The organism is Idiomarina sp., assembly GCF_048260185.1.
Classification (GTDB): Bacteria; Pseudomonadota; Gammaproteobacteria; order Enterobacterales; family Alteromonadaceae; genus Idiomarina.
The window spans coordinates 219,938-235,754 of record NZ_JBLXHB010000005.1; the positions used below are offsets into that span (position 1 = coordinate 219,938).

12 protein-coding genes and 1 pseudogene are annotated in these 15,817 nt (G+C 48.0%); 10 read left to right on the forward strand and 3 right to left on the reverse strand.

Annotated elements, in window-relative coordinates:
- The first annotated feature begins 39 nt into the window (after positions 1 to 39).
- The 7 genes from ACN0RF_RS12165 (at position 40) to cysQ (ending at position 9,781) form a co-directional block, all read left to right on the forward strand.
- The gene (locus ACN0RF_RS12165) at positions 40 to 759 is read left to right on the forward strand and encodes a YjbF family lipoprotein (RefSeq protein ID WP_417439219.1); all 720 of its coding nucleotides are present in this window, start codon (positions 40 to 42) and stop codon (positions 757 to 759) included.
- A gap of 8 nt (positions 760 to 767) precedes the next feature.
- Positions 768 to 3,635: a YjbH domain-containing protein gene (locus ACN0RF_RS12170; RefSeq protein WP_417439220.1), complete on the forward strand. Its 2,868-nt coding sequence runs from the start codon at positions 768 to 770 to the stop codon at positions 3,633 to 3,635.
- 43 nt (positions 3,636 to 3,678) lie between these two features.
- Positions 3,679 to 5,583, forward strand: a complete 1,905-nt coding sequence (locus ACN0RF_RS12175) for a polysaccharide biosynthesis protein (RefSeq protein ID WP_417439221.1) — start codon at positions 3,679 to 3,681, stop codon at positions 5,581 to 5,583.
- A gap of 161 nt (positions 5,584 to 5,744) precedes the next feature.
- Complete coding sequence (pgi, locus tag ACN0RF_RS12180; protein WP_417439222.1) at positions 5,745 to 7,214, forward strand: glucose-6-phosphate isomerase; 1,470 nt, start codon at positions 5,745 to 5,747, stop codon at positions 7,212 to 7,214.
- Between the two features lie 250 nt (positions 7,215 to 7,464).
- Positions 7,465 to 8,088, forward strand: coding sequence for a SatD family protein (locus tag ACN0RF_RS12185; protein ID WP_417439223.1), 624 nt, complete (start codon positions 7,465 to 7,467; stop codon positions 8,086 to 8,088).
- A gap of 1 nt (position 8,089) precedes the next feature.
- Positions 8,090 to 8,893, forward strand: coding sequence for a DUF3307 domain-containing protein (locus tag ACN0RF_RS12190; RefSeq protein ID WP_417439224.1), 804 nt, complete (start codon positions 8,090 to 8,092; stop codon positions 8,891 to 8,893).
- Between the two features lie 153 nt (positions 8,894 to 9,046).
- Positions 9,047 to 9,781 carry a 3'(2'),5'-bisphosphate nucleotidase CysQ gene (gene cysQ / locus ACN0RF_RS12195; protein ID WP_417439225.1) on the forward strand — a complete coding sequence of 245 codons (735 nt, stop codon included), beginning with the start codon at positions 9,047 to 9,049 and terminating at the stop codon, positions 9,779 to 9,781.
- A 150-nt stretch (positions 9,782 to 9,931) separates the two neighbouring features.
- Here the strand turns inward: cysQ and ACN0RF_RS12200 are convergent, their stop codons facing one another.
- From ACN0RF_RS12200 to ACN0RF_RS12210, 3 genes are all read right to left on the reverse strand, one after another.
- On the reverse strand, positions 9,932 to 11,662 hold the full coding sequence (locus ACN0RF_RS12200) for a DUF5666 domain-containing protein (protein ID WP_417439226.1): 1,731 nt from the start codon (positions 11,660 to 11,662) through the stop codon (positions 9,932 to 9,934).
- 198 nt (positions 11,663 to 11,860) lie between these two features.
- Entirely contained in the window at positions 11,861 to 13,171 is a 1,311-nt protein-coding gene (locus ACN0RF_RS12205; protein WP_417439227.1) for a HipA domain-containing protein, read from the reverse strand.
- Positions 13,172 to 13,441 carry a transcriptional regulator gene (locus ACN0RF_RS12210; RefSeq protein ID WP_417439228.1) on the reverse strand — a complete coding sequence of 90 codons (270 nt, stop codon included), beginning with the start codon at positions 13,439 to 13,441 and terminating at the stop codon, positions 13,172 to 13,174. It lies immediately after the preceding gene.
- A gap of 167 nt (positions 13,442 to 13,608) precedes the next feature.
- Between ACN0RF_RS12210 and brnA the strand changes: the two are divergent.
- The 3 genes and pseudogenes from brnA to guaB all read left to right on the forward strand — a co-directional run.
- Positions 13,609 to 13,755: pseudogene (brnA, locus tag ACN0RF_RS12215) on the forward strand (type II toxin-antitoxin system BrnA family antitoxin); the annotation flags it as partial.
- A gap of 9 nt (positions 13,756 to 13,764) precedes the next feature.
- Positions 13,765 to 14,118, forward strand: a complete 354-nt coding sequence (locus ACN0RF_RS12220) for a hypothetical protein (RefSeq protein WP_417439229.1) — start codon at positions 13,765 to 13,767, stop codon at positions 14,116 to 14,118.
- A gap of 177 nt (positions 14,119 to 14,295) precedes the next feature.
- The gene (gene guaB / locus ACN0RF_RS12225; protein ID WP_253617674.1) at positions 14,296 to 15,765 is read left to right on the forward strand and encodes an IMP dehydrogenase; all 1,470 of its coding nucleotides are present in this window, start codon (positions 14,296 to 14,298) and stop codon (positions 15,763 to 15,765) included.
- Positions 15,766 to 15,817: the final 52 nt, after the last annotated feature.

A 15,817-nucleotide genomic window follows, 5' to 3' on the forward strand; every position in this document is an offset into this window, starting at 1 on the left:
AAAGGGCGGTATTTTTTTGTCCAGTTATTGAGGAATATCATGTCTCGTTTGTTGCTGATACCCATTGTTTTATTGCTGTTAAGCGCTTGCACGGCGGTAACAGATGAAGTGCGCGCCACTATAGAATACGCTTTTGAAGGCGGCGAAGACGCCGATCTTTCCCAGGAAAAAATAGACTCTTTTCCCTACACCTCACTTTACGCGCAATGGTCCGACAGCCCCAGAAGCTTAATAGTACTGGGTTTCGTGAACAAACCCGATGACTGGCATTTTATTACCGCTGAAAAAGAGACCCTGGTACTGCGCAATGGCCGGGTGATACGAACCCAGGCACTGAATAAAAACCTGCTGGCGGTATCTAATTTAAAAGGCGACCCACTACGCTGCATAGTAACCAGCCCGGCAAACTGCCCCACCCATTGGCAGCGCCAATACGACATTGAAATGGCTAATAAAGTGGTCAGCCGAGAAGCTTCCTCTGAGTTTTCTGTGCAGGACAAACAAGTATTAAACTTACCCATTGGCCCGGTTAATACCACCTACGTGGTTGAGAAAGGTGAATTCCCCCTTACTGGCGACGAATTTGTGAATGAGTTTTGGCTGGAAGACGACGGGCACGTTGTAAAAAGTCGGCAGACGTTATTTCCGGGCGGCGATAAATTAACTCTGACTCAGGTTACCTGGATAGGCCGCGATTATTCTGCAAGCCGCAATGCGCGCAAAGAGCAACAAGAACAACAAGGGCAAGAAGCGCAATGAGAAAACCAATGAAACTTATGCTCCGGAACACGCTACTTATTAGTGCTTTGTTTTCACTGAACGCCGTTGCTCAACAAGCTACGTATGAATTTGAAGGCCCGGTGCGGTTGCAGCAAGTGCTGAATGACGCCGAAAGCGAAGGCCTGTTAGCCGACGCTTACTGGCCCTTAGTGAGGTTGGTTAAAACCGACGATAAGGCCGAAATAGAGCAACAACGTAACCAGATACTGGCGCAACTGACTGAGCTGGAGCAGTATTGGCAGTCGCGCAGAGAAACCGAAAAAGCGCAAAGTGCCGCCTTACTAAAAAGCCAGGTAAAAAGCTGGCAACTGGGTAAGCAGTTATGGGGCCAAATTAGTATTGAAAATGCCCGTACGGAATTAGCCAGCAACCCCTTACTGCCTGCGGGAGAATATAAGCTTTATGTGCCTGAACGTCCGGACTCTATACATGTTTATGGCGTGGTTAACGCGCCCGGAGATTACCGCTATGCCAGTGGTAAAACCGTAGCCGACTGGCTGAACAGTATAGATGACAGCGAAGGGCTGGGGGCCGCCTATAATAAAAGTAAAGCCGTACGCATTAGACAAAACCAGCAGATGCTAGCGGGCTGGGCTTATTATAAACAAAGTGACGCCGAGCTTCTGCCCGGCGACATTCTCTGGTTAGGCTTTGAACCTAACCAGTTGCCGCCTAAATTTGAAAGTTTAAATGCGGATATTCGTGACTTACTCACGCACTTTGTAGCTAATGAAGCTGAACGTAATAGCTTAAACCTGCCAGTCCATGATGTTAAAAATACCCAGGCCACTTCAAGCTGGCACTGGTCACGCAGAGACTTGTCGCCCAGTTATGGTGACTACGGCTCGGTAGGCTTGCTGCAAACGCCTACCGCCCGTATGGCCGATGAAGGGGCTTTGGCTATTACCTACAGCGACATGGACGAGTACCGCCGTTATACCGTGAACTTACAGTTGCTGCCCTGGTTGGAAACTACCGCCTTTTATACCGAGTTTCCTAATCGTAGGTATAGTGATGTCCCTGACTTCAGTGGTGACAACGTTTTTGCGGATAAAGGTTTCGATATTAAAGCCCGTTTATGGGAAGAGAGTTATTGGGTACCGGAAGTGAGTGTGGGCTTTCGTGACTTTGTCGGCACTGGGCTTTTTGACGCTGAGTATATTGTGGCCAATAAACGCTTTGGCCCTGTGGATGTGAGCTTAGGTTTGGGCTTTGGCCGCCTGGGTACACGTGATGATTTAACTAACCCCTTTTGCGAGCTGTCTGACGAGTACTGTGATCGTGAAACGGGTTATGGATCTGGCGGCGGCCAGCTGGAATATGACCGCTGGTTTACCGGTCCGGCAGCCTTTTTTGGCGGCGTGGAGTATCATACGCCATGGGAACCATTAAGTTTAAAAGTTGAGTACGAAGGTAATGATTACTCTGACGAACGAGCCGGAGTGCCTATTAAAGTGGACAGCCGCTGGAACTTTGGTGCCAATTATCAGGTAACCGACTATTTTGACGTGCAACTGAGTTATGAGCGTGGCAACACCTTTATGTTTAACTTTAGCCTGCGGACTAACTTCGGCACGCTGAACCAAATTAAGGTAACGCCGGATAAAACCGTCCCCACACCGGAAAAACGTAAAGAGTCGTTAGACGATGTGAACTGGTCAGCCATGAATCTGGCTATGCGCGAGCAGGGCGCTTTTAGTGCGGCGCGTTTTGCCGCAGAAGACGACGAAGTGACCTTATTTGCTTATCACTTGCGGTATCGCGACAGCAGCGAGGCTTATGATCGTGCGGCGCGTATTATGGCGGCCGAGTTACCAGACAGTGTCAAAACCTACAACCTGGTGGATATGACGCTGTTTGATCCGAACGTGAATACCCGGGTGAATGCCGACAAATTTAAAGACCGCGTGCTGAATAAGGACCCGGGTAAAGCAGTGGATGAAACCGACGATTTATTTGAGCGCATGGACTCACCGGACATGCCTGCGCAAGGCGATGACAGCTGGATGCTGAACCCGAGAAACCAGTTTAGCAACCGTTTTGGTCTGAAGCCGTTTCTTGACCAGAGTTTTGGTAATCCGGAAACCTTCTATACTTACCAATTGGGTGTTTATGCCTTTGGCCGCCGGTGGCTAACCGATAATGTAGAGTTATTTGGCGAACTGGGCTTTAACATCGCCACCAACTACGACGACTTCTTGTTCTTAGACGGTGGGGAAGACGCACTGCCTGATGTACGTACGAATATTCGCCGTTATGTGCAAAATGACATTTGGCTGGACTCTGCACAGGTGACTTACCACAAACGTTTAGGCCAGGACTGGTTTGCTATGGCCTATGCCGGTTACCTTGAACGCATGTTTGGTGGTGTCGGTGCCGAAGTACTTTACCGACCGGTAGACAGCCGTTGGGCCTTTGGGCTTCGTGCTAACCGGGTAAGGCAGCGTGACTTTAACGGTGGAAGCGGCTTCTTAGACTATGAAGTGACCACCGGCTTTGCCAGTGTGTATTACCAAATGCCGTGGTTGTCTGATTCGTTATTGCAATTAGACTTTGGTCAGTTTCTGGCGGGCGACAAAGGTGTTAACGTAACCATGCAAAAACGTTTCGATAGCGGCGTTATAGCAGGGGCTTATGCAGCCTTTACCGATGTTTCGTCAGAGGAATATGGCGAAGGCAGCTTTACCAAAGGCTTCTTCATTAGTATTCCGTTTGACTTAATGAGCATAAGACCGACACGGGAACGGGTTGGCTTTAGCTGGGTGCCGTTGTCTCGTAATGGTGGTCAGCAGTTACAACGCCGTACCCGTTTATACGACTATACTGATGACAGAGCGCCGTTTTACAGCCGTTAACTGAGTAAAAGGACACAAAGCTTTGAATCTTTTTAAGGTACTAATGCAGTTACCGCGCAACGTTAAGCGCGGTATTGGTCTGGGCGTCGATATTGTTTCGATAGCCATTGCCATGGTGTTTTCGTACTTATTAAGTTTTGAAGCGGTAATGCCGTTGCGGGTGTCGCAGTGGTTATTGCTGGGCGCTATTGTACTGTGCGTAACCCTGCTGGTGTTTATTCGCATGGGTTTGTACCGCGCAGTAGTGCGTTACGTTGGTTTTAAGGTACTGAGCCTGGTATTTTTTACCGTGTTATTAAGCGGTGCGTTACTGGTGCTGGGTGCTTTATGGATGGGCATTGCTCTGCCGGTAACCGCTGTTGTTAACTATGTGCTGGTGGCCTTTTTATTAACTGGTGGCAGCCGCTTAATTGTGCGCGAGGGTTACCAGCGCGCTATGAGCCGCCAGAAAGACCGGGTGATGATTTACGGTGCGGGCTCGGCCGGGCGGCAGCTGGCGCAGGCGCTGGCTAATGGTGATGAGTTTCACCCGGTGATGTTTATTGACGACGACACGGGTTTGCAGAATACCTCGGTACTGGGGCTAAAAGTTACCGGACCCGAGGGTATTGCTAATGCGGTACGCGAATTGGATGTTCAGCGCATTTTACTGGCTTTGCCCAGCACGCTGCGATCGCGTCGCCGGCAAATTCTGGATAGCCTGGAGCAGTTGCCGGTAAAAGTACAAACCGTGCCGGGTATGTCTGACATGGTTAATGGCGATATGTCGATTGACCAGCTGCAGGATGTGCGCGTAGAAGACTTGTTAGGGCGCGACCCTGTGACTCCGGCGCCGCAGTTAATGGAAAAGCACATTACCGGACAAACCGTACTGGTTACCGGGGCGGGTGGCTCTATTGGTTCTGAACTGTGCCGCCAAATACTGCAACAACGGCCTAAAGTACTGGTGCTGTATGAGCTGTCGGAGTTTGCTTTGTACGCCATAGAGCGCGAGTTAACCCAAATTTGTCAGCACCAGGGCATTGGCGCTGAAATTATTCCGGTAATAGGCACGGTACAGCGGCGCAACCGCATTGAAACCGTGCTGAAGACCTTTGCGGTGGATACCGTATACCACGCCGCCGCCTATAAGCATGTGCCTTTAGTTGAATACAATATGGTTGAGGGCGTGCGCAACAATGTGTTTGGCACCTGGCATACAGCGGAAGCGGCTATTTCAGCGGGTGTTAAGCAGTTTGTGTTAATTTCTACCGACAAAGCCGTGCGGCCCACCAATGTTATGGGCACCACCAAGCGCTTGTCGGAGCTGGTGCTGCAGGGGCTGGCGCAACGGCAGCGCGGAACGCGTTTTTCAATGGTGCGTTTTGGCAATGTATTGGGCTCTTCCGGTTCGGTTGTACCTTTGTTTAAAGAGCAGATTGAACACGGCGGGCCGGTAACCGTAACACACCCCGATATTACCCGCTTTTTTATGACCATACCCGAGGCAGCACAGTTAGTGATTCAGGCCGGCACCATGGGGCATTCCGGCTCAGTGTTTGTGCTGGACATGGGCGACTCGGTTAAAATTGTCGATTTAGCCCGCAAGATGATCCGCCTGTCGGGGCTGGAAGAGAAAACCGAGAAGAACCCGCACGGTGACATTGCTATAGAGTTTAGTGGCTTGCGGCCGGGCGAGAAGTTATACGAAGAACTGTTAATTGGTGACAACGTAGAAGCCAGTGACCACCCGCGTATACTGCGCGCTAATGAGCAATCGCTAAGCTGGGACGAAATGGAGAAATTGCTGGGTCTGTTAGACGACGCCTGCCAGCGTTTCGCCATTGACGAACTACGCCAGTTATTGCTGGACGCCCCAACCGGCTACGCCCCGCTGGACGACCATATTTGTGATGTCATTTGGAATAAACACCGTACGTGTAGTGATAATGAATCGGATGTCGCCTGACATGCCTTCGTAGCCTGACATTTATGTCAGGTCAGATATTGAATACGACGGCCATGTAGCCTGACATTTATGTCAGGTCAGATATTGTTCCTGACGTAAACGTCAGGCTACGAAGGCATGTCAGGCGATGCCCCAGACGAAAAATGAAAACGGATAATCGGATGATAAAAAACGGACCTTATTTAGCTTTAGATACCAGCTACCAGAAGCTTTCAGTGGACGAACTGCTCGAAACTACCGGCAAACGCTTACCCGAACACTTTAATGAATACCGCGAGCAATTGTGCCGCGGTGATTACCGCAATGTAAGCGAAGATCGCCCGGTAACTCATGTACTCAGCCGCTCGGTGCACGCGGTGGCCAAACAAAGCAACCGTAAAACCCGCTTTGTGGACACCGTGCAAAAGCTGCGTTCTGGTCGTTGGCTGGGCAGTACCGGCAAACCCATTACCGACGTAGTGAACATTGGCGTGGGCGGTTCCGATTTAGGGCCGCAGATGGGCGCTTTTGCCTTGCGAGAATTTGCTGATGACGCGGCTGTACATAATTTGCAGGTGCACTTTGTGTCCTCAATGGATGGCGGCCAGCTGTACGCGGTGCTGCCTATTGTTGACCCGGAAACTACCTTGTTTATTGTGTCGTCTAAGTCGTTTGGCACGGTAGATACCTTTGCCAATGTCGATACCGTACGCAAATGGATAGAGCCCGATTTAACCCAGGAGCAATGGCTGGCAAACCATGTGATAGGTGTGTCCGCCAACGTACAGGGGATGGCTGACTACGGTATACCGCCAGCACAGCAATTTACGTTTGGCGAAGGTGTAGGTGGACGTTTTTCGTTGTGGTCGGCGTTAGGTTTGAGCATAGCTTTAACCACTGGCATTAGACCCTTTGAGCGTATGCTGGAAGGCGCTAAGTCTATGGATGAGCACTTTTTAGAAGCGCCGTTGGAAGAGAACCTACCGGTATTGTTGGCGCTTTATGGTGTGTATAACCGTGAGCAGCTGGGCATTAATAACTTAGCTATTTTGCCCTACGACGGCCGTTTGCGTATGTTGCCGAACTATTTGCAGCAGCTGGATATGGAAAGTAACGGTAAGCAGTACACTGCTGACAACAAAGCCATTGATTACCCCACAGGCCCTATTATTTGGGGCGGTTTTGGACCTAATGGGCAACACGCGTTTTTCCAGCATTTGCACCAGGGGTATGATCAATTTGCCGCGGACTTTGTGACTGTACTTAAGCGTGAGGCGCCGGGCTTTTCCGAAGCCACCCGCAGCGGTCTGGCAGAGCAGCAACGTTTAGCAGTAGCCAACTGCCTGGCACACCGCAGGTTAATGTGGGAAGGCAGCGAGAATGCCGATTCACCCAGTGACCATTACCCGGGCGGACACCCTTCCAATTTACTAATAATGGGCGAACTGACCCCCGAGAGCTTTGGCGCCTTAATAGCTACCTACGAGCACAAAGTGTTCACCCAGGGCGTTATTTGGAGCCTGAACAGCTTCGACCAGCCGGGTGTGGAAAAGGGCAAGAAAATTGCCATGGACGTATTGCGCGTACTGGACGGCGAAAGCGACGAGTCCTTTGATAAGAGTACGGATGCTATAATTAAGCGTATGCGATGATTGGGTTATGTAGCCTGACGTTTACGTCAGGTTCTGCATCTCACCTGACATAAATGTCAGGTTACGTGGGGCGATTCGATATCTCACCTGACATGAATGCCAGGCTACGTGGGGCGATTCGATATCCCACCTGACATAAATGTCAGGCTACGCAAGCTTTGTAACCGTATTCAGTTACAATTGAAAGTGTAACTATATTGAGTTACATTTGATAGCCATGACTCTACGGGCAAACAACATGGAAAACTCTATGATCGGTGTCATAACTGGCGATATCGTTAATTCGCGGCAAATTCCTGTTGAGGAATACGATAGTATGCTTTATCGGCTGCACCAGACGCTTGAGTCCTTCAGTGAGCGTTATCAGATGCATTTTGATGTATTTCGTGGCGACGAGTTTCAATTACTGTTAAAGCGGCCTGAAAAAGTTATCTATTTAGCGACAGTTATTCGTTTATCGCTTAAATCGGGTTCCACCAACACTGATGTCCGACAGAGTCTATCTGTGGGTGACAGTAATGAACTGCGAGATGACGTGAAGAGTTCTACCGGGGAGGCTTTCGTTTTATCAGGGCAGAACTTAAATAAAATGAAATCTGAGTTATTAATCTTTGACTCTACAAACGAACTCCTCAAACATCACCTCGGGTCGACCATTGAATTACTGGATGCACATTTAAGTTCGCTAACAAAAACAGAAGCTTACATATTGATGAGTTACCTAGGTGACCCCGATGTTTCGCATGCTGAACTAGCGAAAGAGATAGGTAAAAGTAGACCTAATACCACAAAGATGCTGAATTCAGCTCATTACAATAGCGTTTTGAAGTACTTGTACTATGCCGAGAACCTGATAATAGAGGCTCGGGGATAAAATGAATGACTATTTAATTTTGATGCTGTTACTGCTGGCGCACATAGTCGGTGATTTTTATTGTCAGCCGGATTATTTGGTTGGTAAAAAGTTATCAACAAGCGGCCGAAAGCGACTGTATGCTAACGCGATTCATGCTTTTATTCATGGTGGCTTGGTCGTGCTTCTGCTGCTGATACCGAAAATGTCTTGGTATGATTTATTGGTGACGACAGCTGTTATAGGCGTGACCCATTTTATTATCGATTCACTTAAGTCAGTAGCTGTTATCAAATGGGTTGATACTTGGGAAGAAAACGAACAGCCGGAGGAGGGTAGTAAACCAAGGAAAAGGAACCGTGCTTTTTATTGGTTTGTATTAGATCAACTGGCTCATTTGAGCGTTATAATTCTAATTTGGCTTGGGTTATTCCAACCTTTTTCCTCTATTGTCGAATATTTGTCAGTTGAATACCTTGTTGTTTTCATTTCGTATCTTCTTGTTTTGAAGCCGACCTCTGTATTAGTCAGTCTTATTTTAAAATTGTGCGAGACACGAGAGAAAAAAGATAGAACTCTGAATGAGGCTGGTGCGGTCATTGGCTATATAGAGCGTTTGGTTATCCTTACTCTGATATTAGTCGGGCAATATACCGCAATTGGTTTTGTGATAGCTGCTAAGTCGGTATTGCGCTTCGGCGAGAATAAAGGGAAGGACACGAAGCTAAATGAATATGTACTTCTGGGAACCTTAGCAAGTTTTGCTATAGTTTTATTTGTCGGCATTGCCACCACTGAAGTATTAGAAATACTTAAATGTAACTAATTGAGGTTACATTTTAGATTGTAACCGAATAAGGTTACTTGGAACCAACCGCTTGGTTATGTAGCCTGACGTTTACGTCAGGTTCGATATCCCACCTGACATAAATGTCAGGCTACGCAAGCCTTGTAACTGAATAGAACAACGGAATGACTCATGCTTAAAGAAGTAAAAGACATAGCCCGCGACGCTGGCGCTGCCATTATGGACATTTACCGAAGCAATGACTTTGATGTGCAGAAAAAGGCCGACGACAGCCCGCTGACAAAAGCGGATTTAGCGGCGCACAACATTATTTGTAACGGTTTGCGTGCGCTGGATATTCAGTACCCTGTTATTTCTGAAGAGTCGTCGGATATTAGCTGGGCGCAGCGCAAGCACTGGTGTCGCTACTGGCTGGTTGACCCGCTGGATGGCACCAAAGAGTTCATTAAGCGCAATGACGAGTTTACTGTAAACATTGCCCTGATAGAAAAGGGCGTGCCCATTTTAGGTGTGGTGTATGCTCCGGCGTTAGGCGCCATGTATACCGGCGAGCGTGACCGAGGTGCGTTTTTAAATGACAAAGCGATTTCGGTTGCTATGCAGGAACCTGAAACCTTGCGCGTGGTAGGCTCGCGCTCACACCTCTCACAGGAAACGACCGACTGGTTAGATGCTCTAGGCAAACCCTACGAGATGCTGGCGGTAGGCAGTTCACTGAAGTTTTGCCTGGTAGCCGAAGGCAAAGCCAACATTTACCCGCGCTTAGGCCCCACAAGCGAGTGGGACACCGCCGCCGCCCACGCCGTATTAAGCGCTGCGGGCGGTGATGTCAAAACCCTTAACGGCGAACCACTGCTTTATAACCAAAAAGAAGATTACCGCAACCCCCACTTCATAGCCCGGTGATTGGTGTTGTAGCCTGACGTTTACGTCAGGAGCGATGCCTTACCTGACATGAATGTCAGGCTACGTGGTGGCAAAGCCGATACCTCACCTCATCTCACCTGACATAAATGTCAGGCTACGTCGCAAGCCAGGCTACGTATTCAAGCCAGGTTATTCGTTGTCGTTGGTTTCAAGTTCGACGTCAGTAACCTGAATATAGCTTTGGTCGACCCATAAGCCTTCTATTTCAATAACGGCACCCACTTCAATGACGTTGAAGAAGCTTTGTAGGTTAACTGCTTCGTCGTTTAGTTCGAAGCTAGTATTTTCTGTAAAGCGCAGTTCGTTGCCATTAACAACCAGGCTGTCACCGTCAATGGACTCAATTGCGCCTTCAAACTCGGCTTTGCCGGTATCGTCAGGTCGGTTATCGTCGTCGCGGTCTGAGTTTTCTATTTCAACTTCGCTGGCAATCAGTACGTCGCCGTCGTATTGACCTTCCACTTCAACTATCAATGCTTCCTGCCCGTCAGCCAGAGCAACGAATCTTTCGGCTGTTAGTTCGCCGTCGTCAGAGTCAAACTCGGTACTGTCTGTGAATGAAATAGTGATATTGGCGATTGTCATTCCGTCCAGAGTGACGTTGCTCGCACGGCCTTTAACTTCGCCTTCGCGATCTTCTTGGTTAATACGTTTTACTTTCAGCGCAAGGGTATTGCCCTGGTTATCCTGACGTGAAATAACTTTAAGCCAGTCGTTCGCTGCAATATCATCGAAGGTGAACCGACGTTCGTTTAAATCGGACTCGTCTTCGTATTGTGTTTCAGGTGTTACGCTAAAGGTAGTGTCATTAATTACGAAGGTTTCGTTTTCAGCATTCACATTTGTTACTTGCCCTTCGGTCTTACTGCGTGCGTCTTTTGCTTTAAATTCAACTTCTTCCGCAATGACTTGATCGTTATCGAAGCGTCCTTCAACCTTAACGATAATACCGTTCGCTAAGGTATCTAAGCTGCCATCTTCAAACTCGGTCTCATCGTTCAGAGCAAACTCGTAGCGGTTAACGGTAAAGCTGCCTGCATCACTGTCATAATTTTTGACAATACCTGCAATGGTGACTTCGTCAGTATCAGCATCGATATCGTTGTCATCTTTATTTTCAACGCTGGTGGCCGTCAGAGTTTGTGTGTCACTGTCATACTGCTCGCCTTCTACTTTAACAAACAGGCCATTGGCAAGGTCAGTGTCTGTCATGTCATCAAATTCTGCTGCTGAATAATTGACGGTAAGTTCTGACAAGCTGAAGGTTTGGGCATCGGTATCCAGATTGGCGACTTCACCTTTTAGTTTAATTTCAGTTTCTTCGGTTTCTAACTCAATTAGGGTTGCGTAGAAATTACCTTCATCGTTGGTATAACCACTGACTTCGATAACATTACCCACAGCTAAGGTGTCGATATCGGTGTTGTCAAACTCTGTGAGTTCATCAAAAAGGACGGTTTGACCCAGGACTTCAATTTGCCCGTCACTTCTTCCAATGAAGGAGACTGGTCCCTGAAGGTGTTCCTCGTAACGAATTTGTTGTGCTTCCGGGTCTTCGCCGTTGTCTGATGCGGAGGCGGCTATGGAGACAACCATACCTATTTTCAATTGGGCTTCATCTGCTGCGGGTGAATCACCCACGGCAATTTCAGCACTTTCTGAACGGTAACGCTGGCCGTTTACATACACACTGCCAAAACCTGTGATCACACCTTCGCTGACCACCGTCGTCGTGGTTGAGGTGTCGCCGTTATTACTTCCACCACTGGTATCGTTGCTGCCTGAGTCGCTTGAGCTTCCGCCACACGCCGTTAGCGCGCCGGATATTGCTAAGACTAAAAGAGATTGTTTAAAACGCATGGAACTACCTCACTTTATTAAAATCGAACGAAATTGAGCATATTTTCGACAATAGCCGAAAACTTTGAGCAATGCTATTAACTATTTTGAATGCTTGTTCTGTTAGGTTCTTGTTATAAGAGTTTTGGGTAGGGCAGTGAAGTGAAGTAGCCTCACGTTTACGTCAGGAACGGTATCCCACCTGACATGAATGTCAGGCTACAAGCTTATATCAGCGATATCATCGGCACACGCTTGCAACTGCAGCGTGCGAGCCTGGATGTGCTCAATTAGTCGGGCGAGATAGTGTTGTTCTTCTTTTGAAATAAGCTGTTGTTGCTCAAGCTCTTCTGACAGGCTTTGTGTGTTGATTACCTGTAGAACCTTAGTCGATAATTCACGGATTGACTCGACCACAAGCTGGCGTTTTAGACCACAACTCTCTGCAAAGTCAGCAAGCTGGTAAGCCTGTATATGATCAGGCTCAAACTCATCACCTACAGCCATGGCCAGAGCCTGTTTAAACTGAGGAAACATGGCGACGTTAACTAAGTCGTAGCTTGGCGTGAAGTCACAACTGTTGCGACCCCAGAAAAATGACACGTTTTTAGCGTGACTGTCGTAGTTACTGATCATCAGGTTAAATAGCTGCCATTGCAGAAGTTGCATGGTGTTTTGCGCTGGACTGGGTGAAGCCTGGCAAAAGTTAAAAAGTTTTGTGAGGCTGGCGCCATCGCGAATATGTTTCACGTCGCGGCTATCACCGAAATTACGTTCGTACTTATACTCGCGGGGAAGATCGAGTGCCTGGCAGCCGTCTATAACGTGTCGACGCAATACTTTCTCCGCTTTAGCCTCGTAACGTCGGTCGAAGCGTTTCACCAGGAGCGCCGGGAATTGCTCAAAGCGCATAAACTGGGTTTCTGCAGTTGGTAAGCCAGAAAGCTTAGCCAACCGCATACAAATGAATTCGTTTAGCACCAAATGTGGCAAGTTGGCTTTTTCAAACTTGAGAATATGGGTTGAAGATAACGTCCCATCGCCAAAGCCAATTTGGCCGTCAGGGCTAATATAAACATTAAGTTTGTCCTGCACACCGGCAACACTCAAGCGGGGTTTGTCGTCCCAGTGCAGTAATCCAAAATCTTCTTTTTGCTCAAGCCGCCGTATGAGTTCTTTCGATGGAATCTCTCGAAAAGTTGGTTGGTTGGGAGTCTCCTGGCTACTAAATGTAAAGGCTCCGGATACATCCTGACCCAGAGCTAAAGTCTGAGCGAAGACATTCTTTTCGTTGACACCAAGGTTCTGCGCGAGTAGCTCTCTGGCTTTTCCCTCGGGGAGTAAGTTATCCAGGTAGTTATAGACACTAGCCGGTGAGTTAGAGCTTTGGAAGGAAAGTGAAGGTGAGATGGGGAAGCCGCTTTCCTTCCAGTGTTGCTGGTACTCTATGACAGGAAGGTTGGTTTCTTCACTAAGGCCGATATGGCCAATAACCTTTTCGCCATAGCGGATATTAACGGAATGCAGCATTTACACCCACTCCTCTGTTGAAGCGTCTGCTTTTGCTGTTAATTGGATACCCAGACCTTGTAGCACAGAAAAAGTTGCCGCCAGAGTGGTATTGGGGTTGCCACGCTCAAGGCGCGACAAGGTATTGATTCCAACGCCGCACAGTGCCGCGCAGTCACGAAGCTTAAGCTTCATTCCCGTACGCTTAGCTTTGATAAGCTGACCTAATAATTCTGGACTGGCAATTGCAGATGCATTGGGAGCCTCTGTTGCTTTAACGCGTTTAGGCATACCACCTCCTTTTATTCACCGGTTTAAGTGATTATAGATAGGTTTTGGCTTTTATCAATATAAATTAACTGATATCGGGTATTAATTGCTTTTGGTGTAATTAAAATTATAAATTACCTAGTATCGGTGATTTTATTTTTCTGCCGTTGCACATATAGAAAAACATGCGCAAACAAAAGCGAGTGAATGTGGATTTTCCTGAATGGATGCTAGACTCTTTAGATGAAGAGGCTGCCCGCATTGGAGTAACAAGACAATCTATTATTAAAGTCTGGTTAGCTGAGCGGCTTGAGCAAATTGAAAAGAACCTATAGGTGAAACACATGAAACTACTTTTAGCTTTTGCAACGACGGCGCTATTGGCTGGTTGTAGTATAGCTCAGTCAGCAACAGATACTCCGGTCACTATGGACGATATTAAAGACCTTATTGGTAAGCCGGAAGCGCAAAGTATAGATAGCTGTAAGGTACTGCCGGTGGGCAAAAGAGCCTGCGGTGGTCCAGCGAGTTATGTGGTGTACAGTAGTGAAACTATTACCGATGAGAGTAAATTGCTGAATGCTGTGCATCGTTATAACGAGAAAGCCGAAAAAGATGCTCAAACAGGCTATTCTACGTGTCAGTTTATTCCCGAGCCTGAACCACAGTTAAAAGCAGGCGTGTGCTGGATACCCTGATGTGCTCTGATAACGTAGCCTGACATTTATGTCAGGTTCGATACTCAACACCCCACCTGACATAAATGTCAGGCTACGAATGTGTCAGGAACGGAATCCATGTTTTGTCGCTTGCATTCCGTGCACTAAACGGGTAAAATCCACCCGCAACATGAATCCAGTCACGGAGTGTTGCACATGCTGCGAATTGCCCAAGAAGCCTTGACCTTTGACGACGTTCTGCTCGTTCCCGGTCATTCCGAAGTTCTCCCCCATACCGCTGATTTACGCACGCAATTAACGCGCGGAATTTCTTTAAATATTCCTTTGGTTTCAGCTGCGATGGACACCGTTACTGAATCGGCACTGGCAATTGCGCTGGCGCAGGAAGGCGGGCTCGGATTTATCCACAAAAATATGACTGCAGAGCAACAAGCCGCGCACGTTCGTAAAGTTAAAAAATACGAAAGTGGCATGGTCTCTGACCCGGTTACCGTAAAACCCACTACTACTATTGGTGAAATTAAAAAACTGACTGCCGAGCACGGCTTTCAGGGTTTTCCTGTGGTTGAAGGTAATGGCGATTTGGTTGGTATTGTTACCGGTCGCGATACGCGTTTTGAAGACGACGACAGCAAAGAAATTCGTCATGTAATGACCGGCAATGACCGCCTGGTAACTGTGCACGAAACGGCAGAAAGCGAAGAGATTCTTCAGCTTATGCACAAACACCGTATTGAAAAGATTCTGGTTGTGGATGACGCGCACAAGTTGAAGGGTATGATCACCCTGAAAGACTTTGAAAAAGCCGAAAACAAACCGAACGCCTGTAAAGATGAACTAGGCTCACTGCGTGTTGGTGCTGCTGTAGGTGTTGGCGCGGGCACGGAAGAGCGTATTCAATTACTGGTTGAAGCGGGCGTTGATGTATTGCTTATTGATACTTCGCACGGGCACTCTCAAGGTGTATTAGACCGCGTTAAGAAGACTCGTAAAGACTACCCGGAATTACAAATTATTGCCGGTAACGTAGCAACGGCGGCTGGCGCTAAGGCACTGGTTGAAGCGGGCGTCGATGCTGTGAAAGTTGGTATTGGTCCTGGCTCTATTTGTACTACGCGCATTGTTACGGGTTGTGGTGTGCCGCAAATTAGCGCCATTAGTGATGCCGTAGATGCCATTAAAGGCTCGGGTGTTCCTATTATTGCTGACGGCGGTATTCGCTTCTCAGGCGATATTGCTAAAGCACTGGCTGCTGGCGCGCATTGTGTGATGGTGGGTAGCATGCTGGCCGGTACAGAAGAGTCGCCGGGTGAAGTTGAGCTTTATCAGGGGCGCTATTACAAATCATACCGCGGTATGGGCAGCCTGGGTGCTATGAACCAGCGCAATGGTTCGTCTGACCGTTATTTCCAGAAAAGTGATGAAGCCGATAAGTTGGTACCTGAGGGTATTGAAGGGCGTATAGCTTACAAAGGGCCAATTTCTGCGATTATTCATCAGCAAATGGGCGGCCTGCGTTCAGCTATGGGCTTAACTGGTTGTCCGACAATTGACGACATGCGCACTAAGCCGCAGTTTGTAAAAGTGACTGCCGCCGGCATGGGCGAATCACACGTACACGATGTGCACATTACTAAAGAAGCACCGAATTACCGTAGTTCATAATTTGATTGACGTAGCCTGACGTTTACGTCAGGAACGATATAGCACCTGACAT

Bases quoted from the DNA above. Each gene is read 5' to 3' on its own strand.
- guaB (WP_253617674.1), top strand. From the start codon at position 14,296: ATGCTGCGAATTGCCCAAGAAGCCTTGACCTTTGACGACGTTCTGCTC.
- cysQ (WP_417439225.1), top strand. From the start codon at position 9,047: ATGCTTAAAGAAGTAAAAGACATAGCCCGCGACGCTGGCGCTGCCATT.
- ACN0RF_RS12185 (WP_417439223.1), top strand. From the start codon at position 7,465: ATGATCGGTGTCATAACTGGCGATATCGTTAATTCGCGGCAAATTCCT.
- ACN0RF_RS12175 (WP_417439221.1), top strand. From the start codon at position 3,679: ATGCAGTTACCGCGCAACGTTAAGCGCGGTATTGGTCTGGGCGTCGAT.
- ACN0RF_RS12220 (WP_417439229.1), top strand. From the start codon at position 13,765: ATGAAACTACTTTTAGCTTTTGCAACGACGGCGCTATTGGCTGGTTGT.
- ACN0RF_RS12210 (WP_417439228.1), bottom strand. From the start codon at position 13,441: ATGCCTAAACGCGTTAAAGCAACAGAGGCTCCCAATGCATCTGCAATT.
- ACN0RF_RS12205 (WP_417439227.1), bottom strand. From the start codon at position 13,171: ATGCTGCATTCCGTTAATATCCGCTATGGCGAAAAGGTTATTGGCCAT.
- ACN0RF_RS12165 (WP_417439219.1), top strand. From the start codon at position 40: ATGTCTCGTTTGTTGCTGATACCCATTGTTTTATTGCTGTTAAGCGCT.
- ACN0RF_RS12200 (WP_417439226.1), bottom strand. From the start codon at position 11,662: ATGCGTTTTAAACAATCTCTTTTAGTCTTAGCAATATCCGGCGCGCTA.
- ACN0RF_RS12170 (WP_417439220.1), top strand. From the start codon at position 768: ATGAAACTTATGCTCCGGAACACGCTACTTATTAGTGCTTTGTTTTCA.
- ACN0RF_RS12190 (WP_417439224.1), top strand. From the start codon at position 8,090: ATGAATGACTATTTAATTTTGATGCTGTTACTGCTGGCGCACATAGTC.
- pgi (WP_417439222.1), top strand. From the start codon at position 5,745: ATGATAAAAAACGGACCTTATTTAGCTTTAGATACCAGCTACCAGAAG.